Genomic DNA, 26,040 nt, shown 5'->3' with positions numbered 1-26,040 from the left:
GACGGAGGACGGGTGCGGGTCAGCTGCAGCTGGTGAACGTCGGGCTGGTGTTGGCGACGTAGAGGGTCGGCCCGGCGTTGGGGTCGGAGGTCACCGGGATGGTGATGGTGTCGTCGGCGGTCCACGGGATGCCGTGGGCGTCGAAGGTCCAGGAGCCGGTCACCTTGCGGGCGACCTCGGCGAGCGTCACCCAGCCGTACTGCTGGGTCGGGACGGTGACGTTGACGGCGTTGTTGACGCTGCGCGAGCCGTTCCAGACGTTGGTGAAGGTGATGGCGGACGTGACGGCCGCGGTGAACACGCCCGGGGTGCCGCCGGAGATGGTGGAGCTCAGCGTGCTGCCGATGGTGCTCGACCAGCCGCTGGTGTCGTTCACGGCGAAGGTCTGCTGGACGGTGCCGCTGGTGTTGTTGAACCAGACCGCGGAGGAGCACACCCGGGGCAGTGGCGCGGCCGGGGCCTCGCTCTGGACGGCCCAGGAGCAGGTGGAGGCGTCCTTCTGGCACTGCTTGGCGGCGTGGTCGACGGCCAGGGCGCGGGCGGCCTGCGGGAAGCCGGTGGCCCACTGCTGGTTGACGGTGCCGTTGCAGGCGTACTGGTCGGTCCAGGCGTCGTCGTACTGGGCGCCGTTGAGCAGGTCCAGGCAGGTGCTGTCGCCAGCGTGGCGGATGAAGAACGCGTCGCCGCCGCCGGGCGCGGGCTGCAGGAACCAGCGCTGGCTGGCCTGCCCGCCGCAGGTCTGCTGGCGCAGGACCGGGACGAACCAGGAGGCCAGGTCGATGCACTTGCCGGTGTCGTTGTTGACGATGGTGAAGGTGTAGTCGGAGGTGTCGACGTTCAGCCGCCAGGACTGGTGGTAGCCGGGCGCGGAGTTGGTGACGACGTAGACGCCGTCGCCGGTGTTGCCGTTCTGGACGTCGAGCTGGCGGCCGTTGCCGAGCGACTTGATGGTCAGGCACTGCTGAGGCGTGGCACACGCGGCGGCCGGGGCCGCGGCGGGCGCGGGGGCCGGCGCGGCGGCGTGGGCGGGCGCGGCGGCCAGGCCCAGGGCGGCGCAGCAGGTCACCAGGAAGGCCGCGAGCAGGCGCAGCCAGGGCGCCGTACGGCCGGGGGTCGTGGTGGTGGGCAAGGAGGGTGTCCTTTCGTCGGGCATGGAGACGCGGATGGAGACGTGAGGGGAGAAGGGGAGGGACGGGCCGGGCCTCAGGGCGCGGCGGCGAAGGCCGCCTCCAGGCGCGGGACGTAGTCCACGAGGTCCTGCGCCCAGCAGCCCGCGGTGTGGCCGCCGTGGCAGTCGGCGCCCCAGCCGGTGCCGTCGCCGTAGTCGACGTAGTGGTACGGCAGCTTGAGGGCGTCCAGGCGGTCCTTGACGCGCTTGGCGGTGCCCTCGGCCCAGAACTCCATGTCGGCGGGGTTGCCGTTGCCGTTGCCGGTGTAGACGGCGATGCCGGTGTGGGCGAGCAGGGCCAGCCGGGAGGCCGGGTCGGCGGCGTTCCAGCGCCAGTCGGCGTTGAACACCGGGTACGGGGTGCCGAAGATCGCGTCGCTGGAGACGGTGGGCCCGTAGTCGAAGCCGCAGGGGTGGCCGTCGCTGGGGCCGCACAGCACGGTGCCGGCGTTGGTCAGCATGGCGACGACGGCGCCGCGCAGGATCATCTCGTCGGTGGACAGGTCGTTGGCGCCGGACATGGTGAGGACCTGACCGAACAGTTCGGGGCGGTCCTGGGCGTAGTGCAGGGCGCCGAAGCCGCCCATGGACAGGCCGCCGACGGCCCGGTGGGCGCGGTCGGTGCGGGTGCGCAGGTTGGCGTCGACGAAGGGGAGGACCTGGTTCAGGTGGAAGGTCTCCCAGTTCTGCGCGCCGGCGGCGGTGCCCTGGTCGAGCCAGTCGGTGTACCAGCCGCGCAGGCCGCCGTCCGGGATGACCGTGATCATCGACTGTGCGGCGGTCAGCGCGGGGTAGGCCAGCGCCGGGTCGTTCGGGCCGTCCGAGGCGCCGTGCAGGAAGTACAGCACGGGGTAGCGCCGCTCGGGGTGCTGCGCGTAGTCGGCGGGCAGCAGGATCCGGATGGCGTGCTGCCCGGAGACCTGGGGCGTGGTGACGGTGATGACGAAGTTCGTGGCGCTGCCGGTGGCGGTGCCGACCTGGGTCAGTCCGAAGCCGTCCGTCAGCGGCGGCGGCCCGGCGGGGTCCGCGGCCTGCGAGCGGGCGGCGGGATCGGCAGCACTCGGCACGGCGGAGGCCGGGTGCGCGGCCGGGTGGGCGGGGACGGCGGCGGCCGCGGGCGCGGCGAGCAGCAGCAGGCCGGCGGCCAGGGCGGCGACGGCCGTCCGGGCGCGGTGCCGCCGGGCGGGCAGGAGCCGGGCTGGGGTCATGGGTCGTCCTCGGCCTTCGACGGTCGGTGGTGGCGGGCTGTCCTGACGGGGCGTGCCGGAGGTCGTCCTGACGGTCCGCCTCACAGGGGATGTCTGAACATCGACAACTCTCGCCACGCGGGCCGCCTCCGCGCCAGATCCCCCGGCGGCGCACCTGGGCCACTGGCGCATGTGGGCCACCCGCCCGGGTAGGCTCCTCCGGCCACCCGGTACGGCCGGGCGGCAGGACACGACGACCGGGGGGTGGATCGTGCACGACGTCCTGGAACCGGACACCGAACGCGGCCGCGTCTACCGCTGCCTGGTCGGACGCCCGCGCGCCCGCGTCGCCGACCTGGCGCACGGCACCGGCCTGGACGAGGACACCGTCCTCGCCGTCCTGCGCGACCTCGCGGACGAAGGCGTCGCGGTCGCCTTCGACACCGCCGGCAGCGCCGACGACCGCGACCACGCCTGGGAGGCGCTGCCGCCCGGCCGGGTCGTCGAGACGGTGCTGCAGCGCGACGCGCTGCGCCAGGCCACCGCCCGCCGGGCCGGCGCCGAACTGGAACGCCTCTACCGCTTCGCCCGGCGCGACACCGGCAGCTACGGCGCGCTGGAGGTCGTCGAGGACCCCGCCGAGGTGCTCGCCGCCAGCCGCCGCCTGCAGCTGGTGGCCCGTCACCAGGTGCGGGTCATCGACGTGCCGCCGTACTCCGGCAACAGCGCCCACTACGCCGACCAGGAGGTGCTGCAGCGCCGCCGGATGGCCGCGGGCGTCGTCTACCGCGCCATCTACCAGGGCTGCGCGTTCGAGGACCCGGTGGCCGGGCCCAACATGGCGCGCATGGTGGAGGCGGGGGAGCAGGCCCGCACCCTGGACGAGCCGCCGCTCAAGCTCGCCATCGCCGACGACGACCTCGCCATCGTCACCCTGCCCGCCGACGACCGCCCCGGCGTGGTCTCCCTGCTGATCCGCCCCTCCGGCCTGCTGCACGCCATGGCCGGCGTCTTCGAGACCCTGTGGCGCCTGGCGGTGCCGGCCAGCGTGGCCGGCGTCGACCTGCGCATCGACGAACGCGACCGGCGCATCCTCACCCTGATGGCGAGCGGCGCCACCGACGACGCCATCGCCCGCCGCCTGGGCCTGGGCCGGCGCACCGTGGTGCGCCGGGTCTCCACCCTCCTCGCCCACCTGGGCGCCACCACCCGCTTCCAGGCCGGCGTCCAGGCGGCCCGCCGGGGGTGGCTGTGAGCCGGGGCTGCAGTTCAGGCGGTTCGGTCGGATGGTTCGGGTGGTTCGGCCGGCGCGGTGGTCAACTCCGCTGCCCGCCACGGCTCATGGGATCGAGGAGGGTCCCGTCCGCGATCGGGGCCGCGGCCCGCCGCTCGCCCCACAGGTCCGCGTCCCTCGCCCACGCGGCCAGGTGGACGGCGAAGGCGCGCGCGGCGGCCAGGCCGGCCAGGGCCAGGACGATCCAGAACGGGACCGACAGCAGGCTCGGCCGGCCGGTGACCATCCGCCCGTCGTCCTCCAGCCAGACCCGGGTCTCGTGGCCGTCCGGGAAGGGGGCGTCGACCGGGCGCTCCTCGCCGAACTCCCGCCCGTCCGCACTCCACCGGTAGGTGCAGCCGTACGTCCGGTCGCCCAGGCCGCCGCCCTCCACCGGCTTCTGACCGGTCACCCGGCAGTGCGTCACCACGGCCGACACGCTGCGCGGCTCGTGCAGCCGGGTGCGGACGGTGTCGACGGCCTGGGCCGTCGCGAACACCACGCCCCACAGCGCCAGCAGGAGCAGCACCGCGAACGCCCGGACCGGCCCGAGGCCCCGGCCCGCCGCCCGGTGCCGCAGCGGGACGGAGGCGGCCACCGCCACCGCCGACGCGACGGCGCACGCCCACGTCAGGGCGGCGCCCACCGGTTCGTCCTGCGACCAGGCCCACACCGCCGCCGCGCCCGCGACGGCCAGCACCGCCAGGGCCGCCGCGGCCAGCGCCGTCCACCCGCGCCCGCGCCCGCGTTCCCCGTCCGTCATCGCGGCGTCCTCCCCCCGTCGTGCGGTCCGCCCGAGGATGTTCCTACCGCCGGGGAACCCGGCCACACCCCCGGGCCGGCTTCCGTGCCGAGCGGTGACGCGGCCGCGACATCGTCACACGGCCGCGGCCCGTTGCGGTTGGATCACGACGTGTCCGGTTCGTCGGCCATTGGGGGAGAGTGCGGTGATTGATTGTGTTGGCAGCGCTGTCAGGTGACTCTCATAATTCCTGCTGACACGCGTGACGGACGGTCCGGAGAACCCACTGGGGGAGCGGTTCCCACGAGGGACCCCGCGCGTGGGAATCCGCATTCTTTCCCTGGGGGAGTCCCTTGTCCGAGCCCGAGAACGAGAGCGCCGCCGCCGAACCTCCGGCACCGGCCCAGCCGCCCGTGCCCGCTGAGGAGCCGGCCACTGCGCCCGCCGAGCCGCAGCCGTACGCGCCCGCCGAGGCGCAGCCGTCCGCGCGCCGGCTGCCGCGTGCCGTCGGGGTCGCGCTGGCCACCGCCGGCCTGCTCGCCGTCACCGCGGCCAGCGCCGCGGTGACCGTCGCCGTCGGCAAGCCCGACAGCCACCCGGCCGCCGCCCCCGCCGTCACCGCCGCCCCGACGGCGAGCGCGAGCGCCACCGCGAGCCCGTCGCCCACCGCCGAGCCCGTCCCGGTGCCGACCGCCGTCCCCTCGGTGCCGGCCCCGGTCAGCACCGTCAAGGGCACGGTCAGCGGCGGCAAGCACGCCGGCGACCTGCGCTACTTCCTGCTCCCGATCCCCGCCGGCGGCGAGTCGTACGGGCCTGCGGACGGGATGACCATGACCGACGAGGACGTCGCCGACATCTTCGGCAAGCAGGACGGCATCAAGGACATCCTCGCCTCCTACGGCTACAAGGAGGGCGCGACCCGGATGTACCGGACGGCCGACGGCAAGGTCGAGGTGACCGTCACCCTGCTGCACTTCGGTTCGAGCGCGATGGCGACCGACTTCGTCAAGGGCTACACGGTCAAGTCCCAGGACCCGATCGACATCGACGGCGTCCCCGACGCCCGCGGCTACCTGAAGAAGCCCAAGCAGCAGGCGTACACCGGCTCGATGACCGGCATCGCCAGCCAGGGCGACGTCCAGTACACGGTGGACGTCGACGTGAAGGGCACGCCGGACAAGGCGCTGCTGAGCGAGCTGATGAAGCGCCAGCGCGACTGGCTCGCCTCGGGCGGCTGAGCCCCGCGCGCCCACGCGCGCGCCGCCGCCCGACCTCCGACGCCACCCTCCCCTCCTCCTCTGGAGCCACTGCCGTGACCACCGAACCCGCGGAGCCGGTACCCGCCGCGCCCGCCGCGCCGCCCGTCCCGCCCGCGCCGCCCGCGCCCGTGCCCGCGCCCGCCGTCCCGCCCGCGCCCGCCGCCGACCCGTGGGCCGCCGCGCCGCCCGCCGCCGGGCCGTTCGCCGACGATCCGTCCATGGCCGGGCCGGGCGACCTGCTGGAGACCGGCCCCGCACGCGCACCCCGCACCCCGCGCCGCCCCCGCCCGGTGCTGCTGGCGACCTGCGCCCTGGTGCTCGGCACCCTGGCCGGCGGCGGCGTCGGCTACGCCGTGCAGGCCCAGCGCCCGCCCACGCCGCTGCCGCCGCTGCAGGTCGCGCGCCCGTCCTACCCGGCCGGGACGGTCGACCCGGCCGCCCTCGCCGCCGAGCAGCCCGCGCCGTTGGCCATCGACGGCGACCTGACCAAGCTGCTGATCACCGCCCCCGACGGCAGCGTCCCCTGGGGCGACTACCCGGACAAGCCCAGCTGGACCTCGATCGGCGAGATCGCCGAGCACAGCGGCAACGCGGCCTTCGCGTTCCGGGACCTCGCCTCGCGCGGCTTCCGGCGCGCGGCCGAGGTGGACTGGAAGAAGGACGACGTCCGCTACCGCGTCGCGCTGATCCAGTACACGGCGGACCACGCCGACGAGGCGAAGTCCGCCAGCTGGGTGCCGTTCGCCGACGGCGCCAACGGCGGCTACAAGGTGGAGACCGCACCCCGCCACTGGGCCGAGAGCACCGACCAGTACTACTACGGCGAGGCCGTCGCCAAGCGCGGCTCCTTGCAGATGACGATCGAGGTCTTCGGCACCCAGCAGGTGAGCGCCGACGTCCTCAAGGACCTCGCCAAGCGGCAGTGGGAGCGCCTCGCATGAACGACGACACCGTGACCGCGAACCCGGCCGAGCCCGAGCAGCCGCCCGCCGCCGAGCAGCCGCCCGCGGCCGGGCAGCCGCCCGCCGCTGCGCCGACCGCTGAGGCCCCGAGCCCCGCCGCCGCCCAGACCGCCGAAGCGCCGGCCGCCGAAGCGCCGGCCCCCGCCGCTGCGCCGAACCCCGCCGCCCGTCTGCTGCTGCGCGCCGGCGCCGCGACGGTCGCGGCCGCGCTGGTCGGCGTGGCCATCGGCGTCGGCATCATCAAGACCCAGTACGACGACCCGGCCCCGGCCACCGCCGCCGCGCCGTCCACCGCTCCCACCCCGAGCGCGACCGCCACCCCGTACGGCGCCAAGTCCAACGGCAGCCACTTCGGCTCGCTGCGCGACCTGCTGCTGCCCGTCCCGGCCGGCTACGAACCCGGGCCGGACGACGGCGTCTACGGCAACGACACCGAGCTGAACGGCGAGCAGCTGGCCGCCCAGCTGGACGCCGAGCTCCAGCAGGTCCCCAAGGAGAAGCGCGACAAGCTGCGCTCCTACTGGGAGGGCCTGCACGTCAAGGCCACCGGCGTGCGCTCCTACCTCGCCCACGGGGACGACCTGGTGATCGGCCTGAAGCTGCGCCAGTTCAACCAGCAGGAAGTGCAGCGGATCAACGAGTACACCGCGGTCTTCACCGGGGACACCGGCCTGTTCCGGATCGGCCCGTCGATCCCGGGCCACCCCGAGGCGCACTGCTACCTGATGCCGGCGCCGCCGTCCGCGCCGATCGACTACCTGGAGTGCTCGGCCGCCGAGGGCGACCTGCTGGTCGTCATGAACGCCGAGGGCGTGGCACCGCTGCCCAAGGACAAGATCGTCGCCCTCTTCACCCTGCAGCTCGACCGCCTCGCCCGCCCCGGAGCCGCCGTATGACCGACCACGCCACTCCGCCGCAGCCCGCCTCGGATCCGCTCCCGCCGTCCGGGACGCCCGCGCCGCCGGTCCCCTCCGCGCCGCCGATGCCCGCGTACGGCGCCGAAACCGCCATCGGGGCCGTCGAGTTCACCCAGCCCGCGCTGACCCCGGAAGCCGTCGCGGAAGAGCGTGCCCACCGGGCCCGCCGCCGCAAGGCCGCGGTGCGCTGGGGCTGCGCCGCCCTGGTGTTCGCCCTCGCCGGCACCGGCACCGCCCTGGCCGTCACCGCCCCCGAGCGCACCGACATCCCGGGCCTGGCCACCGCGGGCGACGGCCGCTACACCTTTCCGCCGCCGGCCCTGCCGCCGCTGCCCTCCGGTAAAGCGGCGCCGGACGGCAAGGGCAAGTCCCTCCACTACGCGGACCTGCGCTACCTGCTGCTGCCGGCTCCCAAGGAGGCCGGCGGCTCGGTGACCGCGCCGACCTTCCCGGCCCCGGCGGCGACCCCCACCGCCCCGGCATCCCCGTCGGCGTCGGCGTCGGCGTCGGCGTCCGAGCCCGCGACCCCCGCGACCCCCGCCGCCACGGCCACCCCGGCCGCCACGGCCGTCGCGGGCTGGGTGCCCTGCGACGCGATCCTCGCCGAGCAGCAGGACCCGGCCAAGCTGCGCGAACTGCTCCTGCAGAACGCCTGCCGCGCGGCCACCGTCCGGGAGTGGACGGCCTCCGACGGCACCCGCACCCAGATCCGGCTGCTGCGCTTCGGCTCCGTTAGCGAGTCCTGGGACACCTACACCTCGCTGCGTTCCAAGGGCCGTCCCAAGGCGGCCGCCGACACGAAGTCCACCGACCACCACGACTGGGCCGACGTCCCCGGCGTCGAGCTGACCGCCCTGGAGTCCACCGCGACCGCCGCCAAGGGCAACCCCACCGCCCGCGTCGCCTACCTCTCGGCCGCCGACATCCTGGCCGTCGTCACCATGACCAACCCCGGCGGCATCCCCAGCGCCCCGTTCCGCCAGGTCGTCACCCTCCAGTCCGACCTGCTGGCCTGACCCCGGCTCCGCCCCGGCGGGGGGGGGGGGGCCCCCCCCCCAACCCCCCCCCCCCACCCCGCCCCCCCCCCCCCCCCCCCCGCCGAACTTCCCTGCCCCCGTGCCGACTCGGGACCGATCCGGGACATTCCGAGGCCTTGTCGGCCACCCCGCCGGGGCGGAACCTGGGACGGCGGCCGCCACCGACGGCCGCCGGGACGGCCCTCACGGCCGGTTGCTACGGGGGGACGCGATGAACCGCATGCCGGGGGCTCTGGGCGCGGCGGTGCTGCTGGTGGCGGCGACCGCCTGCGGCCTGATCGGGAGCGGCGGGCCCGACCGCCACAAGGTGGCCCTGCCCGAACCCGCCCCGCCGTCGGCCCAGTGGATCGTGGACCGCCTGTCCCGGGAGGGCGTACGGCCCGAGCAGTGCCCGGCGCCGACCCTGTCGACCCTGGCCGTGCTCGACACCGACGGCCGGACCCGGGCCGAGGTCTTCTGGCTGATCGACAGCATCGACGCCTGCTGGGCGGCCGTCGACCTCGCGGACGACGCCGGAGGGACGGTCGGGTTCGGCTCCATCGAGGGCATGACCGTCGGGCAGCCCATGCCCTCCGGCCCGCCTCCGGGAACGGAGTGGTACGCCGTCACCGCCTTCCACGGCCGGGTGGCGGACATCAGGGCGACCGGCGCCACCGACCACGTCCTCGGCCCCGTCCACAGCCGCACGGTCGACCTCGGCGGCGGCAAACTCGTCACCTTCGTCTCCTACGGCATCCGGATCCCCGAGCAGGGCGAGATCCTCACCCTGTACCTGTGCCCCCCGACCGGCGACTGCCGCGACGTCAGCATGACCGGCTGACGGGAGGCGAGGAGGAGCCGCCGGGCCGGGGGAGCGTCGCCCGCAGACGGGGGTCTGCAGACGGGCCCTACGCCCCGAACCTCGCCGCCAGGGGCAGGTGGTCACTGGCGGTGGCGGGCAGGGTCCAGGTGGCGGCGGCCGGCAGGCCGCGGGTGAGGACGTGGTCGATGCGGGCCAGCGGGAAGGCCGCCGGCCAGGTGAAGCCGAGACCGGTACGGGCGGGGGCGAGGCGGCCGGTGAGCGGGGCGAGGGCGCGGTCGTCGGCGGCGGTGTTGAGATCGCCCAGCAGCAGGACCCGGCGCAGCGGCTCCCCGTCCAGCGCGCCGCCGAGCGCGGCGAGGTCGCGGTCGCGGTGCCCGGTGGCGAAGCCGGCGGCGGTCACCCGCACCGAGGCCAGATGGGCGACATAGACGGCCAACGGCCCGCCGGGGGCCTGGACTTCGGCCCGCAGGGAGCGGTTCCAGCCCGGGTCGATGACCAGCCGTCGCGCCTCCGTCACCGGGTAGCGGCTCCACAGCGCGACGGTGCCGCTGCGGGTGTGGTGGGGCAGCGCCGCGTCCAGCACGCCCCGGTAGGCGGGCAGGGCGGTGTCGGTGACCTCCTCCAGCGCGACCAGGTCCGGGTGGACGGCGAGCAGCGCACGGGCGGTGCCGGCCGGGTCCGGGTTGTGGGCGTTCACGTTGTGGGTGACCACGGTCAGGCCCGCCCCGCCGGCCGGCACCCCGCCCGCCGGCACCCCGCCCGCCGCCCCGCCGGACAGCAGCAGCGGCCCGAACAGCACCGCCCACACCGCCGCCGCCACCGCGCCCGCGCAGGCCGCCGCCGGTGCCCGGCGCAGCGCCGCGCACAGCAGCGCCGCGACCGCCACCAGGGCGCCCCAGGGCAGGGCGCTCTCCCACAGGCTCCCCAGGCCGACGCCCAGGTCCGGCAGCAGCCGGTGGCCGCCCAGGGCGAGCGCGGTGAGCAGCCCCAGCACGGCGGGCACCCGCCCGCGCCGCCACCGGGGCACCGACCGCCACCGCGCCGCCCGCTCCACGCCCTCGGGCGCACCGGCGGTCGCATCCGCACCGGCGGACACCACGCGCCCCCTCACCCGGCGGCGTCCGGCAGCTGCGCCGGGCACGTCCCACCCGGCGCGGTGAGCAGCTCGAAGTGCCACATCTCGTTGGCGTACACCTGGCACAGCCCGTACCGGGCGCCGTTGCGGATCAGCCAGTCGTCGGCAGCGGTCGGGCCGATGTCCACCGCCCTGCCCGTGACGTGCGCGGACTTCTCCGGCGTGTTGACGAACCGCCGGGCCTGCTCGACGCTCCCGTACCTGGCCACCGCCCGGTCCAGCAGCCGCTGCTGGTAGGCCGTGCTGCGCCAGCCGGACGTCACGGTCATCTCCACGCCCCGCTCCCGCGCGTCGCCGGCCGCCCGCCGCAGGGCCTCCAGCAGCGGCTTGTCGAGGTTGCGCACGGCCGGGGCCCCGTCGTCGAAGGGGCTCAGCGTCGTGCCGTCGGGGATCGCCCCGTCCGCCGCCGTCCCCGCCGGGGAGGGGGTCGCGCCGACGGTGGCCGCCAGGGTCCGCAGCGCGGCCCCGGTGCCCGGCGGGTCGGCGGCGCACGCGCCGGCCAGCACCAGCACCGCCGCCGCCCCGGCCCCCGCCGCCGTCCGCCGCCCGCCCCGGGCCCTCCGCCCGGGTGCCGTCCTGCGCACCGCGTCCATCCCTGCCTCCCGATGTCCCTCGTGGTCCTTCGTCCGTTGCCGGACCATTCGACGGGGCACGGTGTTGCGAGGACGTCTGCGCAGGCCGATACGTTTTCGATAGGCCCCATCGGGTCCAATAGGGGGACGAACGACACAGACAGGCGGGAGAACGGCACGTGCGGGTCCTGGTGGTGGAGGACGAGATCTACCTCGCCGAGGCGGTCCAGGCCGGACTGCGGCTGGAGGCGATCGCCTGCGACATCGTCACCGACGGCGACGCCGCGCTGGAACGCCTGGCCGTCCACGCCTACGACGTCGTCGTCCTCGACCGGGACATCCCCGGCACCCACGGCGACGACGTCTGCCGCAGCATCGTCGAACGCGGCCTGGGCTGCCGCGTCCTGATGCTCACCGCCGCCGCCCGCCTGAACGAGAAGGTCGCCGGCTTCGAACTCGGCGCCGACGACTACCTCACCAAGCCCTTCGACCTGCCCGAACTCGTCGTCCGGCTGCGCTCACTGGCCCGCCGCCCCGCCCAGGCCGCCCCGCCCGTCCTGGAGTACGCCGGGCTGCGCCTGGACCCCTTCCGCCGCGAGGTCTACCGCGACGGCCGCTACGTCGCCCTCTCCCGCAAGCAGTTCGCCGTCCTGGAGGTCCTGATGACGGCCCGCGGCGGCGTCATCAGCGCCGAGGACCTGCTGGAACGCGCCTGGGACGAGAACGCCGACCCCTTCACCAACGCCGTCCGCATCACCATCTCCGGCCTGCGCAAACGCCTCGGCGACCCCTGGGTGATCCAGACCGTGCCCGGCGTCGGCTACCGCCTCGGCGACGAGGACACCACCCGATGACCACCCGGCCCGGCCCCCGCCCCGGTCCCCGCCCCGGTCCCCGCCCCCGCCGTCTGACCGCCCGGATGCGCCTGACCCTCAGCTACGCCCTCTTCGCGGTCACCGCCGGCGCCCTCGCCCTCGCCGTGGTCTACGTCGGCATGCGCTACATCCCGAACTACCCCCTGACCTCCTCCAACCCGCGCTACCGCTCGGACGCCCCCTCCCGCCAGGAGATCCTCGACTCCCTGCTCACCGCCGGCGGCTACGCGCTCGCCCTGATGACCGCCGTCGGCCTGGCCGGCGGCTGGCTGATCGCCGGCCGGGTGCTGCGCCCGCTGCAGGACATCACCCGCGCCGCCCACGCCGCCGCCGGCGGCGCCCTGGAGCACCGCATCGCCCTCACCGGCCCGCGCGACGAGTTCACCGACCTCTCCGACGCCTTCGACGAGATGCTCGAACGCCTCCAGCGCTCCTTCGAGGCCCAGCAGCGCTTCGCCGCCAACGCCTCCCACGAACTGCGCACCCCGCTGGCGATCACCCGCACCATGCTCCAGGTCGCCGCCGCGGACCCGGCCGGCCAGGACTGGGGCAAGCTCGTCACCCGCCTCCAGGACACCAACCAGCGCGGCATCGAGATCAGCGAGGCCCTGCTCCAGCTCGCCGACCTCGGCCACACCCCGCCCGACCTCGCCCCCGTCGACCTCGCCGACACCACCCGCGAGGCCCTGGCCGCCGTCCACGACGAGGCCCGGGCCTCCGGCACCACCCTCACCGCCGACCTGCGCCCCGCCCCGACCACCGGCAACCCCGTCCTGCTGCGCCAGGCGGCCGTCAACCTGCTGCACAACGCGCTGCGCCACAACCTGCCGGCCGGCGGCCGCGTCACCGTCACCACCGGGCCCGACCCCGAGCAGAGCGGCCGGGTGCGCCTCGCCGTCGCCAACACCGGCCCCCACCTCACCCCGCAGGCCGTGGCCACCTTCACCGAACCGTTCCTGCGCGGACGCGGGCGCACCGCCGAGACCGACCCGGCCCGCCGCGGCCACGGGCTGGGCCTGGCGATCGTGGCCGCCGTCACCGAGGCCCACCACGGCGAGCTGCGCCTGACCCCCGACCCGGCCGGCGGCCTGCTGGTGACCCTCGCCCTGCCGCAGACCCCGCCTGCCGGGCCTGCCGGGCCTGCCGGGCCCGCCGGGTCCGGCGGCTGAGGGCCGCCGGCCCGTCAGGTGCCGGTGACCGGCAGCAGGCCGCGCTCGGCGAACACCTTCTTGGCGACGAAGGTGGCGTTCAGGGCCTTCGGGAAGCCGCAGTAGGCGGCAGAGTGCAGCAGCGCCTCGACGATCTGCTCCGGGGTGAGCCCGACGTTGAGCGAGGCGTTGACGTGGACCTCCAGCTGCGGCTCGCAGCCGCCGAGGGCGGTGAGCATGCCCAGGGTGACCAACTGGCGGTCGCGCGGCGCGAGCTGGGGGCGGCTGTAGATCTCGCCGAAGCCCCAGGCGACGACCTGGTGCCCGAGCTCGGGGTTGATGTCGTCCAGCGACTCCACGACCCGGCGCCCGACCTCGCCGTCGATGCGGTCGAGCACCTCCATCCCGTGCGCGAAGCGCTCCCGGCGGGTTCCTGCGTCGTTCGCGGCCGTGTCCATCGTGCTGCTCCTGTTCCGGCCGCCCCTGTCGGCGGCCACGTCCCTCGCTACCGGTCCGGTGCCCGCCGACTGCGGCGGGCCGGACCCACGGCAGAACCGTAGGACTTGGAGTGCACTCCAACTCAAGCCCGACACCTCCGCCCGACATCTCCGCCCGCCGGGAGGGCGGCCGCCGCAACGGCCCGGCGCAAGGGCCCGGCGGGCGGAGGTGTGCCGGGGCGTCAGGCGCGGTGGTACTGGACGGGGGAGGGGACCTCGCCGCCGAGCTCGGCGGCGGCGCGGCGGGCCCAGTACGGGTCGCGCAGCAGTTCGCGGCCGAGCAGGACGGCGTCGGCGCGGCCCTCGGCGACGACGGCCTGCGCCTGGGCGGGGTCGGTGATCAGGCCGACGGCGGCCACCGGCAGGCCCGCCTCGTTGCGCACGGCCTCGGCGAAGGGCACCTGGAAGCCGGGCGCGGCCTCGATCCGGGCGTCGGGGACGAGGCCGCCGGTGGAGACGTCCAGCAGGTCCACGCCGTGCGCCTGGAGCTCCTTGGCGAGGCGGACGGTGTCCTGCGAGGTCCAGCCCTCGCGCCCGTCCTGCGGGTTCTCGGTGAGCCAGTCGGTCGCGGAGACGCGGAAGAAGACCGGCAGCTCCTCGGGCCACACCGCGCGCACCGCGTCCACGACCTCCAGCGCGAAGCGGATGCGGCCCTCGAAGGAACCGCCGTAGCCGTCGGTGCGGCGGTTGGTGTGCGGGGAGAGGAACTGGTGGATCAGGTAGCCGTGGGCGCCGTGGATCTCGGCGACCTGGAAGCCGGCGTCCAGCGCGCGCCGGGCGGCGTCGGCGAACTGGCGCACGATCGCGCCGATCTGCTCCCCGGTCAGTTCCTGCGGCGCGCCGTGGCCGGGGGAGAAGGGCTCGGTGCCGGGGCCGACCGGCTGCCAGCCGTGCTCCTCGTCGGCGGCGAGGGCGCGCCCGCGCTCGACCCAGGTCCGCTCGGTGGACGCCTTGCGTCCGGCGTGGGCGAGCTGGATCGCGGCGACGGTGCCCTGGGACTTCAGGAAGGCGGTGATCCGGCGGAAGGCCGCGGCCTGCTCGTCGTTCCAGATCCCGAGGTCGTACGGGCTGATGCGGCCCTCGGGGCTGACGGCGGTGGCCTCCGTGATGATCAGCCCGGTGCCGCCGGCGGCGCGCGCCGCGAGGTGGGTGAAGTGCCAGTCGGTCGGCACGCCGGCCGCGTCCCCGTCCGGCAGGGCGCTGTACTGGCACATCGCCGGCATCCAGATCCGGTTGGGGACGGTCAGCTCCCGCAGGGTGTACGGGGTGAAGAGGGTGGTGCTCATGTCGGAGACTCCCGGTGGGGTCGGCGGCGCCGGGGACGGCGTGCATGCCCGCGCAACTGATTGCAGCTGCAACTTATGTCCTCAAGATAGTTGCACGCGCTGGTCATTTGCAAGGGGTCGCCCGGCCCGCCCGGCCCCACCCGCCTCCCTCCTGCCTCAGTCCGCGCCCAGCAGGGCCCGGGCCCGCTCCGCCAGGCCGTCGGCGTGGCACCGCACGGCCAGCTCCAGCCCCCGGACGAGCGCCGCCCGGCCGCCCGCGCCGCCGCCCCGCGCCTCCCCCAGGTCGACCAGGGCCAGCGCGTGCTCGTAACGGGCGGGCGAGCGCTCCAGCAGACCGACCGCCTCCGTCAGCAGCTCCACGGCCCGGGGCCGCTCGTGCACCGCGGCGCACAGCCGCAGCGCACTGCCGACGGCCGAGTCCGTGCCCGACACCCGGGCCCGGCGCACCCCCTCCCCGGCCAGGCCGCGGGCCCGCTCCGGCTCCTCGGCGGCCACCGCGCGCGCCAGGTGGCCCAGCCACGGCGCCCACACCGTGTTGCGCCACCCGCGCGCGTCCAGGGCCTCTCCGGCGGCGGCCAGCGTCGCCGCCGCACCCGCCGCGTCACCCCGGGCCAGCAGCAGCCGCCCGTACAGCGTCGGCGCGTCGGGCAGCGCCATGACCGTCGGGTACGGCGGGCCGAAGGCGTGCTCGCGCGCGAGCTCCAGCGCCTCCTCCAGCCGCCCGCGCGCGGCCAGGGTCTCGGTCAGCGCCCCGACCGCGTCCCAGTACAGCGGGGTGCCCGGACCGAACCGCCGGGCGATGCGCAGCGCCCGGCGCAGGTAGTCCTCCGCCGCGGCGAGCTCCCCGCAGCGGAAACGGAGCATGCCGGTCAGCAGGTAGGCGAAGCCGAGGTGGCCGCCGCTCCACCCGGCGACCTCGTAGGCGCGCACCGCCTCCCCGAACAGCTCCTCCGCCCGGTCGACCCGGTCGGCGTAGAGGTAGCTGATGCCCAGGATCCCGGGCAGCTCGAAACCCCAGGTGGTGTTGGTCCAGCCCAGGCTGCGCGGCAGCCGGCCGCCCGGCAGCGCGGACTCGCCCAGCGCGATCGCCTCCGCGCTGTCCACCCCGCGCAGCGTGAGGTCCCAGCAGCGCAGCACGGCCACCGCGTGGGCCAGGCCGTCGTGTTCGAACACGGCCCCGCCCGGCGCCGACCCGTCCCCGCCCGTACCGGCATCGACCTCGGCATCGGCGTCACCGTCGGCGCCGAGGTCGGTGAAGGCCAGGCCGACCGTCGCCAGCATCCGGTCGAACTCCGCGAGCCGCCGGGAGCGCCCCGGCCCGTCCGCGTCCTGCGACTGGAACGCGGCGAACATGAAGTGGGCGACCTCCAGGCGCAGCCGCCCCGGCCCCGGCGAGGTCCGCGCGGCCTCCTCGGCGCACAGCGCCGCCGCCTCGTCGACCCGGTTGCTGTGGGCCAGGGCCTGGGCCAGCCGGAACACCGCGTCCACCCGCAGCCCCGGCCCCGGCCCGTACGGGTCGGCCAGCGCCAGGCGCAGCTGGTTGACCGTCGTCGCCGGATCGGTCAGCAGCGCCGAACAGCCCAGCTCGTACAGCACCGTGGCCCGGTCCTCGTCGGCGGGCGGCTCGCTGATGGCGCGGCGCAGGCAGCGCTGCGCCGCCTCGGGCGCGCCGATGGCCAGGTGCTCGCGGGCCGCCCGGCGCAGCTTGTCGACGATCTCGCCGTCCCCCTCGGGCAGGATCTCCAGCAGGTGCCGGGACGCCGCGAGCAGGCCCAGGCCGGCGTTCTCCAGCTCGACGGCGGCGACCCCGTGCATCCCGGTCCGGGCGGCGGGCGGCATCGACTGGTAGACGGAGGTGGCGACCAGCGGGTGGACGAACTCCAGCCGGCCCGACTGGGGGCCGGTCAGCACCCGGTGGCGGCGCAGCTCGCGGACGGACTGGGCGGCGGTCTCCGGGCCCTGGGCGCAGATGGTGGCGGCGAGGTCGGGGCGGATGTCGGTGTCCAGCACGGACGCCGCCCAGGCGAAGCGCAGGGTGGTGGGGCCGAGCCGGTCCAGCCAGTGCCGCAGCGTCATCCCCCGTGCGGTGGCGGCGAGTTCGCGCAGCTGCCCGGTGCTCTCCTCGACCGGGTCGAGCCGCTGGTCGGCCACCTCGCGCAGCAGCGCCGCGGTCTCGTACGGGTTGCCGGCCGTGACCGCCCAGACGTGCCGGCAGAAGGCGTCCTCGGCCTGCGCGCCCAGGGCCGCACGGACCAGGTGCGCCACCGAGTCCGGCCGCAGCGGGCGCAGTTCGTGCCGGCGGTCGGCCCGGTCGGTGAGGCCGCGCTGCAGCGCCAGCGCGTCGTCGGGGAACTCGTCGCGGCAGGCGAGCACCAGCAGGGCCGGCAGCTCCCGGGCGCGCACCGCGAAGCCCGCCAGCCAGCCGAGCGACTCCGGGTCCGCCCAGTGCAGGTCGTCGACGAGCACGGCCACCGGGGAGCGCAGCTGGACCAGCCGGGTGAGGACGAAGTCCAGCCCGTCCCGCACCCCCTGCGGGTCGAGCTGCCCGCGCGGCGCCGCCAGCCCCGCCGCCGGGCCGACGACGTCCTCCCACGGCCCGAACACCCGGGCCCGCTCCTCGTCGGACAGCGCCGCCAGCACCGGACGCACCAGCTGGCGCACCACGTGGAACGGCTCGTGGCACTGCCTCTGCCCGCCCCGGCCGAACAGCACCGTGCAGCCCGCGCGCCGCGCCGCCCGCCGCACCTCGGTCAGCACCGCCGTCTTGCCCAGCCCGGCCGCGCCCGTGTACAGCAGCAGCTCCCCGACCTCGGTGCCGACGGGCCCGGTCAGCGCCTCGATCGCCCGCCCCGCCGAGCGGATCTCGGCCTCGCGCTCGTGCAGCACACCGCCCTCCGCGCCGGACCTGCCGTCGTCCCCGGGCTTCGCCTCGGTCACCGTCGCTCGCCTCCGATTCACCGTATCCGGACGGTTGTTGAGGGGTCGACGGTACTGCTGCGGGAGCGGCCGCGGTGCGTGCTTGACAAAGCCGCCCGGCGGCGGGGCCGAAAATCCGTCGGCCGCGGCCGCCCGGCCCGCGATACTCGTCAGCCGGTGCCGATGCCGGTGCCGGGCCGCAACGGGCCGGAGAGGACAGGGGGAGCGCGTACGTGGAGGTCTTCACCTGCGAGGGCTGCGGCACCGCGCTGACCACCCCGCTGTCCCGGGCCGCCTTCCCCCTCTACGCCGGCCACATCTACGGCAACGGCCACCCCATGCCCGTCCTGATGGACGCGGGCACCTACGCCGTCGACGAAATCCCCGACCGGCAGCACCGCCCGATCGTGATCGCCCCCGGCGACGCCGTCGGCACCCTCCTCGTCCCCGAGCGCAACGCCGGCTTCTGCTGCGGCCTCGACGGCCGGGACGGCCCCAACCTCGCCTGCGCCGGCTGCGGCCGGGAGGTGGCCACCCGGGTCGACGACTGCTCGCTGTGGCAGGCGACCTGGCTGGAGCCGACCGCGGTGCGCCCCGTCGCGGTGGGCCCCGCCCGGCCGGTCGCCGACTGGGCGCAGCTCGGCGAACAGCGGCGCGGCACCCCGCTGCTGGACCTGCAGGGGGAGTGGGACCCGCGCTGGGAGTCGGAGCTCTCCGTGACACTGGCCCACCTGGTCGCCGCCGCGGACGGCTCGCCCGTCACCGTCCCCGACGGGCCCCTCGCGGACGCCTTCCGCCGCTTCCTCGCCGCCCTCCCAGCGGGGCGGCCGCCCAAGCGGGCGGTCCTGGCCGGCCCGGGACTGCCCCTGCCCGAGCCCCTGCCGGACATCGCCGTCGTCCCGCAGCACCCGCAGACCGCAGAACCCTGGCCGACACCCCCCGGGGTGGTCGCGGCCCCGCTGGCCCTCGGATTCTGGCGCCACCTCGCCTTCCACCAGGAGCACCCCACCAGGCCCACCGCCGGCGGCCTGCCCCCGGGCGTCGAACGCGACGACCCCCTGCCGCTCCACCCCCGGCGCCCCGTCCTGCCGCTCGACCACACCTTCCTCCAGGCCCTGGAACGGATCCCCGGCATCCGCCCGGCCTGGCTGGCCTCCGTCCGCGACAACGCCCGCGCCCTGCTCCTGCCCTGACCGGCGGCCGGTCAGGGCAGGACCCGCAGCGGCTCACGGCCCCGTCACCCGGATGACGAGCAGAGAGCGCCGCGCCCATGCGTCCACCGCACTGTGGGACGGGCCCGGGCAGATCGGATGCCAGGTGACACCCGGTCACCGGCCGCTGCCCGCGAATCAGCCGGGAGAGGCAACATGTCCCGCTTCAAGGATCTCGGCCCGACTGCCGCCGGCACTCTGGCCGCCGTCCTGCTGTGCGGCCCGTCGGCCGTGGCCGCCGGGCCTCCCGCCGACCACGGCCCGTCCGGGCAGCAGAAGACCTTCACGCTGCTCGCTCAGGTGACCAGGGAAAGCCTGCTGCACCTGGGAACGGGCGACGCCCCCAGCCAGGGCGATCAGATCGTCTTCGCCGAGGACCTCCTGCGCGACGGTGAGAAGGTCGGACACGGCGGCGGTGCCTGCACCGTCACCTTCCTCGCGAGGCCCGGCGCCGGTGAGGCGCAGTGCCAGGTCACCACCGCGCTGCCCGGCGGGCAGCTGACCACGCAGGGGCTCCAGTCCTTCGCCGACCACGTGCTGGGCGAGTTCGACGTCGCGATCACCGGAGGAACCGGAGACTTCCGCTCCGCCGGCGGCTTCGTCCACGGCGTTCCGCGCAGCGCGACCGAGATCGAGCTGACCTTCCACCTCGACCGCTGAGTGCGGACGGCGCCGCCCGGGAGGATCCCGGGCGGCGCCGTCGACGCGTCAGGTGGCGGCCGTCAGCGCACCGGCTGGGGGACGCGCTGGGCCGGGACGCCCGGCGCCGCGCTCGTGGTGGTCCCGGCGGCCTCGGCGGACGCGGCTGCCGGCGAGGCGCCGAGTGCGGTGCCGCGGGTCTCCTCCGCCCACAGCACGCACACCAGCAGGCCGAGCGCGGTGGTGCCGGCGGCGATCAGCATGGTCGGGCCGGTGCCGAGCCCGGTCAGGGACAGCGGCAGCAGGTAGGTGCCGACGGCCGCGCCGATCCGGCTGACCGAGGTGGCCACGCCCACGGCGGTGGCCCGGATCTCGGTGGGGAACAGCTCATTGGGGTAGGTCCAGTCGAGCACATTGGGCCCGCCGCACAGGAACGCGTACGCGCACAGCGCGGTCAGGGCGATCGCGGCCGGGGCGGTGGGCCACACGCCGAGCAGGGCCAGCGGGACGGTCATCAGCGCGAAGGACCAGATGATGACGGGGCGCCGGCCGCGGCTGTCGATCAGGCGCAGCGCCGGGTAGCAGCCCAGCAGGAAGACCAGGCTGATCAGCCCGGTGCCCAGGGTGTCCATGACGGTGCCGCCCGGCATGCCGAAGGACGACAGGATCTGCGGGCCGAAGGTGAGCATCGCGAACAGCGGGCCGACCTGGAACAGGAAGAACAGGCCGCAGAACAGGGTGCGGCGCCGGTAGGGCTGGGTCATCAGCAGGCGCAGCCCGGCGGGCCGGCCGCGCTCGGCCGGATCGGGCATCAGCTCGCGGCCGTCGACCCGGACCCCGAGGTGCTTCTCGACCACGCGCACCGCATCGCCGACCCGCCCGTTGGCGGCCAGCCAGCGCGGCGACTCCGGCGAGCCGCGGCGGATCACCAGGAAGACCACGCACAGCACCGTGGAGCTCGCCAGCATCCACCGCCAGCTGCCCGGACCGGCCAGCTCCAGGAACAGGTAGCCCACCACGTAGGCGAGCACGGAGCCCGCGTACCAGGCGACGATCTGCTGGCCGAGCAGGCGGCCCCGGTGCTTGGCGGGCAGCCACTCGGCGAGCAGTGAGGTCGCGATCGGGTAGTCGGCGGCCACGGCCATGCCGAGCACGAAGCGCAGCACGGCGATCGCCCACACCTGGTCGACCCAGAACGAGAGCACCGAGCAGGCGACCATCACGAGCAGGTCGGCGGTGTACATCACCTCCCGGCCGATCTTGTCGGTCAGCACGCCGAAGAGCGCTCCGCCGACGAACATGCCGACCAGGGCGGCGGCGCCGATCAGGCTGACCTCGGCGGTGGACAGCCCGAGGTCGGGGCGCATCCCGATCAGGGCGACGCCGACGATGCTCAGGATGTAGCCGTCCAGCAGCGGCCCGCCGGAGCAGGCGAGCGCCAGCCTTCGGTGGAAGGCGGTATACGGGGCGTTGTCGATGGTCTGGGACATGGGCTTGGGGTCCTCCGGAGCGTACGGCGGCGGGCGGGGCCCGCTCCCGTGCGCCGGGTAGACGGCAGGGGAACGACGCCGCCCACGTCGGACGGCGCCATCGCCCGATCACACCGGGCGACCGTCCAGGGTTGCCCCGGTCGGCCAGGGTCACCACGAGGTCCAAGGTCAAAGGGATTGATGACCTTGGTCCCGAAGCGGACAGGACCTCCGACCGTGCCGATCCAAGGCATTCCCAGTCCTGCCGGGGCCGAGCGCCGCCCAGCCGCCACAGCGGCGCCGAACCGCACACACAGCGTGACCCTCGTCACCCCGAGGGCCTGAAGCGGCCTTCGTCTGTGGGGCTTCCCACAACGGCGGGGGTGCGGCCCCCCTCAGCCGGCCGCGCCCGGCCGGGCCGCCCGCAGCCGGTCGAGACCCACGTCCAGCGCGGCCTCCAAAGGCGCGATCGAACCCGTGGTCATCAGGATCAGCACCCCGCCCTGGACCCCGGCCAGCAACGCCGCGGCCTCCCGCTCGGCGTCCAGCGCCGGGTCCACCTCGCCGGCCCCCTGCAGATGCCGCACGCCCGCCGCGAGCTGCCCCTGCCACTGCGCCAGCAACTCGCCGGCCACCGCCCGGGCCGCGCCGGTGGCCGAACCCAGCTCGGACAGCGCCACGTGCAGCGGGCAGTCCACGCCCTGCGCGCGGTAACGGGCGACGACCTTCTCCCGCCACCGCCGCCACGCCGCCCAGGAGGTGAGCGCGCCCAGCTCGGGCTGCTGGTCGTCGAGGACCCGGGCCGCCTCGTGGCGGGCGACGGCCAGCAGCAGTTCGTCCTTGCCACCGGGGAAGTAGTGGAACAGCTGGCTCTTGCTGGTCGCGGTGCGGGCCATGACGTCCTCCAGCCGCAGCGCGAAAACGCCCTCCTCGCGGATCCGCCCGGCCGCGCCCTCCACGATGCGCTGCCTGGTCGCGGCACCCTTGCGGGTCAACGGCACGTGCCCTCCCGGTGCTGGTCGTCCTGCTCGTCCTGGTCATCCTGGTCGTCCTGGTTCTCGGGTCCTCGGGCCCGATCCTCGCGCAGCACGGGCCCCTCACGGGAGGAGCATCAGCTTGCCGGTGGTACGGCGGGACTCGATGTCCGCGTGCGCCCGGGCCGCCTCGGCCAGCGGGTAACGGCCGGAGACCCGCATGGTCAGCCGCCCGTCCAGGAGCAGGTCGAACAGCTCCCCGCTGCGCCGCACCAGGGCCTCGCGGGTGGCGACGTGGTGGTGCACCACCGGGTAGGTGAGCAGGATGCTGTTGGGCAGGTCCGTGGGCCGCAGCGTGGGCACGCCCATGAACGGGCCGTAGTACGCGTGCACCCCGTGCGGGCGCAGGGCCAGCTGCGAGGAGGCGAAGGTGTCGGCGCCGCCGCCGTCGTAGACGACGTCGGCCCCGCGGCCGCCGGTCAACTCCCGTACGGCCTCCTCGAATCCGGCGCCGGAGTGGACCAGCACCCGGTCGGCGCCGGCCTGCCGGGCGGCGGCGGCCTTCTCCTCGCGGGAGACCAGGCCGATCACGTTCCCGCCGCGGGCCTTGACCAGCTGGGTGAGCAGCAGGCCCACCCCGCCGGCCGCCGCGTGCACCACCGCCGTGTCGCCCGGGCCGATCCGGTAGGTCTCGGTGCTCAGGTGGTTGGCGGTCAGGCCCTGCATCAGCACACCGCCGGCGACTTCGTCCGGCACGCCGTCGGGCACCTTGACCAGGGAGACGGCCGGGACGGCGAGCAACTCGGCGTAGCTGCCCGGGTGGTAGAACCAGGCGACCCGCTCGCCGACGGCCAGGCCGTCCACCCCCGGACCGAGGGCGGTGACGTACCCCATGCCCTCGGCGCCCAGCACGGCGGGCGCCGCCCAGCCGCCGGTGCCCTGCGTACGGGCGCCGACGTCCATGTAGTTCACGCCGGCCGCCCCCAGACGCACCAGCGCCTCGCCGGGGCCCGGCACCGGGTCCGGCAGCTCGGTCCAGCGCATGACCTCGGGGCCGCCGTGCTCCTCGATCCTGATCGCGTGCATGGGGTGACCGCCTTCCTGTGCGGGCTCGTCCGGGAGGGAACGAACAGCACGGTAGGCAGCAGGAATTGGACCCTCAAGTCCAGAAAACCCGCAGGCGGAGGCGGAGGCGGCGCGGCAGGCGTCGCCCACGCCCGCTCGCGCCCGGCGGCGGGCGCATCGTTTCAGCCGTCGTCGAACCTTCGACGGATCGCACGGCATGCGGTCCCCCTATCCTGCTACGGCAGTTCGTGGGTCGGCGGCGGCGAGCTCGGACGGCCTCCGGCGGCGGCCGCGCCCGTACCCGTCCGGAGGAGAGGCGGCAGGATGACCACCGATCAGACAGTGGGGATCCCCGGCTGGGCGGAGGGCCGGGGAATGATCATCCGCGGGGGGACGGGCCGGAATGCCGACTCCCTGGTCCACTCCTACGCGCACGGCGGCCGGCGCGCGCTGCCGGTCGTCGTCTTCGCGCAGTCGACCGTACGGGACCAGACGGACGCGGCGGTCAGGAACCTGCTCGGGCGGGGGGACCGGCCCGAGTGGCTCGACCTCGTCGAGGAGGCGCCCGCCCCGGTCGTGGTCGAGGGCGCCGCCGTCGCCGCACGGCGCCGCCGGTCCGCCGACGGCCGCCTGTCGTGCGTGAGCTTCCCCTGGCGGGGGGCCTTCGTCGCCGTCGCCTCGTGGGAACACCCGCTCGACGCCGCGTTCTTCGCCTCGCTCGGCGCCGTCGCCCCCTAGGTCGCGGCGTCGCCGTCCCGGGCCGCTACCCGGCGGGAGCCAGCGGTACGGCGACGTCCGCCACGTGCTCGTCCGGGGCGGCGGTCGCCCAGTTGGGGTGGTACACCTCCCGGTCGGAGCCCGCGCGTTCGTGGCCGTGGTCGGCGAGCCAGGCGGCGACGGCGTCGTGGGCGGCGGCCATCGTGGCGAAGTCGCCCTGGCGCCGGGTCAGTTCGGTGTACGCCTCGCGGTGGGCGGGCTCGACGCGCAGCCCGAAGGGGCCCTCCGGTGCGAGGGCGGCCCCGGTGGGCGCGCAGACCTCGACCAGGGCGTCGGAGTCCTCGGACACCAGGCCGTGGTAGACGGCGAACAGCGGCCCGGACAGGCAGGCTCCGGCCTGCTCCAGCCGCGCGAACAGCAGCTGTGAGGCCTCCGCGAGGAAGCCGGGCAGCTCGGCGGCGCCCACGTGCCGCCGCACGAACAGCACCTGCTGCTCGGGCACGTCACGCTCGTTGATCTCGTACACGGTCGGGGTCCTTCCGGTCAGCACTGCTCGGGCGTAGCCCACCGCCTCCCGGCGGGCCGCGTGCACGTCCTCCTGCTCGCGCCAGTACGCGAGCAGCAGCTGTTCACCCTCGGAGCCGCCCGCGTCGAGCACGGCGGCGATCGGCGCCAGCGGCAGCCCGGCGGCACGCAGCAGCGCGATCCGCCGGGCCCGCTCGACCTGCCCGGGGCCGTAACGGCGCACCCCGCTGTACGGGTCGGTGACGGCGGGCCGCAACAGCCCCCGCTCGTCGTACAGCCGCAGGGCCTTGACGCTCAGCCTGGTGCGGGCGGCGAGCTCCCCGATGGTGATCAGTTCCTCTGGCACGCGGGCCACTGTGCCCCCTGCCCCTGGGGGAGGGGCAAGCCGGGGCCCGGGACCCGGAACCGGTTCGGGGCTTGACTTCAAGTCAGCTTGAGGAACCAGGCTGAGCGGCATGCCGAACGACACCGCACCCCTTCGCCGCTCCGCCCCTCCCCAGGCCGACCTGACGGACCGTCAGAGTTCCCCCGCCCTCCCGCTGGCCGACGCCGAGCTCGACGAGATCGCCGCACGACTGGCCGCCGGGGCGACGGTGGTCGGCATCGGGGAGTCCACGCGCTTCTCCCGGGAGACCTTCGGCGTACGGGACCAGCTGTTCCGCCGGCTGGTACGGGACCACGGCTTCCGCGCACTGGCCGTCCAGGACGGCGCCGGTGCCGCCGCGGCCCTCGACGCCTACGCGGGCGGCGGCGAGGGCACGGCCGCCTCCGCGCTGGCCGGCGCCTGGCGGCCGTGGCGCACCGAGGAGATGGCCGGCGCCCTGGAATGGATCCGGGCGTTCAACCGCGACCACGCGGGCGACCCGGTCCGGATCATCGGCGTGAAGCCGGCCCAGGCGGCGCCCGCCGACTACGACGCCGTCCTGGAGCACGTGCGCGCGGCGGCGCCGCAGCGGCTCGCGCAACTGGCGGCCCACCTGGACCCCATCCGCACCGCCCACGCCGTCGACGAACACGTGCAGCGCGCGCAGGGAGTCCACCCGGGGCGGCCGTTCGCCGAACACGCCCGCGACGCACTCGCGCTCGTCGCATCCCTCCCGGGCGGTGATCACGACGTGCTCGCGCGGATGCGGCTGATCCTGGAGTTCCACGAGCGCAGCGTCGCCGGCCGCGGCACCTACGCCGGCGAAGCCGAGGTGGGGGCCGACATCATCGCCGACTTCCAGCACGGCACCGGCCTGCGCACCGTCTACTGGGACGGCATCGCCCACACCTCCGCAGCCGAGACGGTACTGGGCCTGGCACCCGAGCGCGGCCCGCAGGCCACCGTCGGCAGCCTGCTGCGCAAGCACCACGGCGGGCAGTACGTCTCCGCGGCGATCGGCTTCCACCACGGCGACCTCGGCATCGCGCTCGTCCCCGACCCGGGCGCGGACCTGGTCGACGCGAAGCTCGGCGAGCCGGACCGGCCCGCCCGCTGGCTGGACCTGCGCCACGACGACGTCCGCAGCCGGTGGGACGGGCCGGCGAAAGCCCGTGTCATCAGCGGCGTCTACACCCCGGACCGCGACGCCGCCGAACACCTGGCCGTCGCCTCCCTGGCCGAAGCCTTCGACGTCCTCGTCCACCTCCGCGAGGTCACCCCGGTGCACTGGCTGTCGTGA

The 26,040-nt window shown here is 75.6% G+C and carries 24 protein-coding genes; 12 read left to right on the top strand and 12 right to left on the bottom strand.

All coding sequences use genetic code 11. The features are described 5' to 3' along the window. Positions 1-19 precede the first annotated feature (19 nt). Positions 20-1,129 (bottom strand): RICIN domain-containing protein, encoded by a 1,110-nt coding sequence (locus tag ACIRST_RS22555; RefSeq protein WP_402803870.1) that lies wholly within the window; start codon positions 1,127-1,129, stop codon positions 20-22. A gap of 74 nt (positions 1,130-1,203) precedes the next feature. Next, positions 1,204-2,376 carry an alpha/beta hydrolase gene (locus ACIRST_RS22550; protein ID WP_402803868.1) on the bottom strand — a complete coding sequence of 391 codons (1,173 nt, stop codon included), beginning with the start codon at positions 2,374-2,376 and terminating at the stop codon, positions 1,204-1,206. A 250-nt stretch (positions 2,377-2,626) separates the two neighbouring features. Here ACIRST_RS22550 and ACIRST_RS22545 point away from each other — a divergent pair, with 250 nt between their 5' ends. Then, positions 2,627-3,610, top strand: a complete 984-nt coding sequence (locus tag ACIRST_RS22545; RefSeq protein ID WP_350519493.1) for a helix-turn-helix transcriptional regulator — start codon at positions 2,627-2,629, stop codon at positions 3,608-3,610. 61 nt (positions 3,611-3,671) lie between these two features. On the opposite strand, the gene ACIRST_RS22540 is transcribed toward ACIRST_RS22545, so the two are convergent. Continuing rightward, entirely contained in the window at positions 3,672-4,391 is a 720-nt protein-coding gene (locus ACIRST_RS22540; RefSeq protein WP_402803866.1) for a hypothetical protein, read from the bottom strand. A 332-nt stretch (positions 4,392-4,723) separates the two neighbouring features. Here ACIRST_RS22540 and ACIRST_RS22535 point away from each other — a divergent pair, with 332 nt between their 5' ends. From ACIRST_RS22535 to ACIRST_RS22515, 5 genes are all read left to right on the top strand, one after another. Next, a complete protein-coding gene (locus ACIRST_RS22535; RefSeq protein WP_402803864.1) occupies positions 4,724-5,608 on the top strand; it encodes a hypothetical protein in 885 nt (294 codons plus the stop codon). A 74-nt stretch (positions 5,609-5,682) separates the two neighbouring features. After that, complete coding sequence (locus ACIRST_RS22530) at positions 5,683-6,570, top strand: hypothetical protein (protein ID WP_402803862.1); 888 nt, start codon at positions 5,683-5,685, stop codon at positions 6,568-6,570. Further along, complete coding sequence (locus ACIRST_RS22525; RefSeq protein WP_402803860.1) at positions 6,567-7,487, top strand: hypothetical protein; 921 nt, start codon at positions 6,567-6,569, stop codon at positions 7,485-7,487. The genes ACIRST_RS22530 and ACIRST_RS22525 overlap by 4 nt, the downstream gene beginning before the upstream one ends. Next, entirely contained in the window at positions 7,484-8,524 is a 1,041-nt protein-coding gene (locus ACIRST_RS22520) for a hypothetical protein (RefSeq protein WP_402803858.1), read from the top strand. Before ACIRST_RS22525 ends, ACIRST_RS22520 begins: the two co-directional genes overlap by 4 nt. Positions 8,525-8,756: 232 nt before the next feature. Next, positions 8,757-9,365, top strand: a complete 609-nt coding sequence (locus tag ACIRST_RS22515) for a hypothetical protein (protein WP_402803856.1) — start codon at positions 8,757-8,759, stop codon at positions 9,363-9,365. A gap of 67 nt (positions 9,366-9,432) precedes the next feature. On the opposite strand, the gene ACIRST_RS22510 is transcribed toward ACIRST_RS22515, so the two are convergent. Then, positions 9,433-10,443, bottom strand: a complete 1,011-nt coding sequence (locus ACIRST_RS22510) for an endonuclease/exonuclease/phosphatase family protein (RefSeq protein WP_402803854.1) — start codon at positions 10,441-10,443, stop codon at positions 9,433-9,435. Positions 10,444-10,454: 11 nt separating this feature from the next. Next, a complete protein-coding gene (locus ACIRST_RS22505; protein WP_402803853.1) occupies positions 10,455-11,075 on the bottom strand; it encodes a M15 family metallopeptidase in 621 nt (206 codons plus the stop codon). 158 nt (positions 11,076-11,233) lie between these two features. Between ACIRST_RS22505 and ACIRST_RS22500 the strand changes: the two genes are divergently transcribed. Together ACIRST_RS22500 and ACIRST_RS22495 are read left to right on the top strand one after the other, a co-directional pair. Next, a complete protein-coding gene (locus ACIRST_RS22500; RefSeq protein WP_350519503.1) occupies positions 11,234-11,908 on the top strand; it encodes a response regulator transcription factor in 675 nt (224 codons plus the stop codon). 65 nt (positions 11,909-11,973) lie between these two features. Then, a complete protein-coding gene (locus ACIRST_RS22495; protein ID WP_402803851.1) occupies positions 11,974-13,098 on the top strand; it encodes a sensor histidine kinase in 1,125 nt (374 codons plus the stop codon). 14 nt (positions 13,099-13,112) lie between these two features. Here the strand turns inward: ACIRST_RS22495 and ACIRST_RS22490 are convergent, their stop codons facing one another. The 3 genes from ACIRST_RS22490 to ACIRST_RS22480 form a co-directional block, all read right to left on the bottom strand. Beyond that, positions 13,113-13,535, bottom strand: a complete 423-nt coding sequence (locus ACIRST_RS22490; RefSeq protein ID WP_350519505.1) for a carboxymuconolactone decarboxylase family protein — start codon at positions 13,533-13,535, stop codon at positions 13,113-13,115. Positions 13,536-13,756: 221 nt separating this feature from the next. After that, a complete protein-coding gene (locus ACIRST_RS22485; protein WP_402803849.1) occupies positions 13,757-14,860 on the bottom strand; it encodes an NADH:flavin oxidoreductase/NADH oxidase in 1,104 nt (367 codons plus the stop codon). A 156-nt stretch (positions 14,861-15,016) separates the two neighbouring features. Then, complete coding sequence (locus ACIRST_RS22480; RefSeq protein ID WP_402803848.1) at positions 15,017-17,797, bottom strand: ATP-binding protein; 2,781 nt, start codon at positions 17,795-17,797, stop codon at positions 15,017-15,019. A 212-nt stretch (positions 17,798-18,009) separates the two neighbouring features. On the opposite strand from ACIRST_RS22480, the gene ACIRST_RS22475 reads away from it, so the two are divergent. Continuing rightward, entirely contained in the window at positions 18,010-18,969 is a 960-nt protein-coding gene (locus tag ACIRST_RS22475) for a hypothetical protein (RefSeq protein ID WP_402803846.1), read from the top strand. Between the two features lie 174 nt (positions 18,970-19,143). Continuing rightward, positions 19,144-19,647, top strand: coding sequence for an allene oxide cyclase barrel-like domain-containing protein (locus tag ACIRST_RS22470; protein WP_350519509.1), 504 nt, complete (start codon positions 19,144-19,146; stop codon positions 19,645-19,647). Between the two features lie 62 nt (positions 19,648-19,709). Here ACIRST_RS22470 and ACIRST_RS22465 read toward each other — a convergent pair whose 3' ends face one another. The 3 genes from ACIRST_RS22465 to ACIRST_RS22455 form a co-directional block, all read right to left on the bottom strand. Beyond that, a complete protein-coding gene (locus ACIRST_RS22465) occupies positions 19,710-21,116 on the bottom strand; it encodes an MFS transporter (protein ID WP_402803844.1) in 1,407 nt (468 codons plus the stop codon). 374 nt (positions 21,117-21,490) lie between these two features. Further along, positions 21,491-22,096: a TetR family transcriptional regulator C-terminal domain-containing protein gene (locus tag ACIRST_RS22460; RefSeq protein WP_350519511.1), complete on the bottom strand. Its 606-nt coding sequence runs from the start codon at positions 22,094-22,096 to the stop codon at positions 21,491-21,493. Positions 22,097-22,192: 96 nt separating this feature from the next. Next, positions 22,193-23,155 (bottom strand): quinone oxidoreductase family protein, encoded by a 963-nt coding sequence (locus tag ACIRST_RS22455; RefSeq protein WP_402803842.1) that lies wholly within the window; start codon positions 23,153-23,155, stop codon positions 22,193-22,195. A gap of 303 nt (positions 23,156-23,458) precedes the next feature. On the opposite strand from ACIRST_RS22455, the gene ACIRST_RS22450 reads away from it, so the two are divergent. Beyond that, positions 23,459-23,872, top strand: coding sequence for a hypothetical protein (locus tag ACIRST_RS22450; protein ID WP_402803841.1), 414 nt, complete (start codon positions 23,459-23,461; stop codon positions 23,870-23,872). Between the two features lie 25 nt (positions 23,873-23,897). Here ACIRST_RS22450 and ACIRST_RS22445 read toward each other — a convergent pair whose 3' ends face one another. Continuing rightward, the gene (locus ACIRST_RS22445) at positions 23,898-24,722 is read right to left on the bottom strand and encodes a MerR family transcriptional regulator (protein WP_402803839.1); all 825 of its coding nucleotides are present in this window, start codon (positions 24,720-24,722) and stop codon (positions 23,898-23,900) included. A 109-nt stretch (positions 24,723-24,831) separates the two neighbouring features. Between ACIRST_RS22445 and ACIRST_RS22440 the strand changes: the two genes are divergently transcribed. Then, on the top strand, positions 24,832-26,040 hold the full coding sequence (locus tag ACIRST_RS22440; protein ID WP_402803837.1) for an erythromycin esterase family protein: 1,209 nt from the start codon (positions 24,832-24,834) through the stop codon (positions 26,038-26,040).

This window comes from Kitasatospora sp. NPDC101447 (genome assembly GCF_044767225.1).
In the GTDB taxonomy this organism is placed as follows: domain Bacteria; phylum Actinomycetota; class Actinomycetes; order Streptomycetales; family Streptomycetaceae; genus Kitasatospora.
The sequence above is the reverse complement of the archived record's forward strand: the minus strand, read 5'-3'. Positions and strand labels throughout refer to the sequence as shown.